Annotated in this window: 1 protein-coding gene; it reads left to right on the forward strand. The window is 33.7% G+C overall.

Features of this window, described 5'->3' with window-relative positions; all coding sequences use genetic code 11:
- The coding region (locus AAEZ10_RS27325) for a hypothetical protein (protein WP_350571807.1) at positions 1-273 on the forward strand (273 nt) is incomplete at both ends.

The following is a 273-nucleotide window of genomic DNA, read 5'->3' on the forward strand; positions in this document are numbered from 1 at the left end:
GTATTAAAGGACGATGGCCAATTTGTTATTGTTTGTCATCATAAACGTTCAATGATCCTTAACCGTAATAGAAGGATTTTGACGTTAATTGATAAAGCAGAAGTCAATTTATTAATTAATTGTTTAGCTAAAATGGCAAATGCCATGGGCAATATCAGCAATCAAGAAGATGTTGAGCGAATTAAGAAAGACCTTCAATGTGAGCAAATTAGAGCAGAAATTAATCGCTTGATTAAATTATTAGTCATGTTTGATGAGTCGGCCGCTCAGGAT

The sequence above is a fragment of the Pseudomonas sp. H26/SER47-MNA-CIBAN-0231 genome (assembly GCF_040310465.1).
In the GTDB taxonomy this organism is placed as follows: domain Bacteria; phylum Pseudomonadota; class Gammaproteobacteria; order Pseudomonadales; family Pseudomonadaceae; genus Aquipseudomonas; species Aquipseudomonas atacamensis.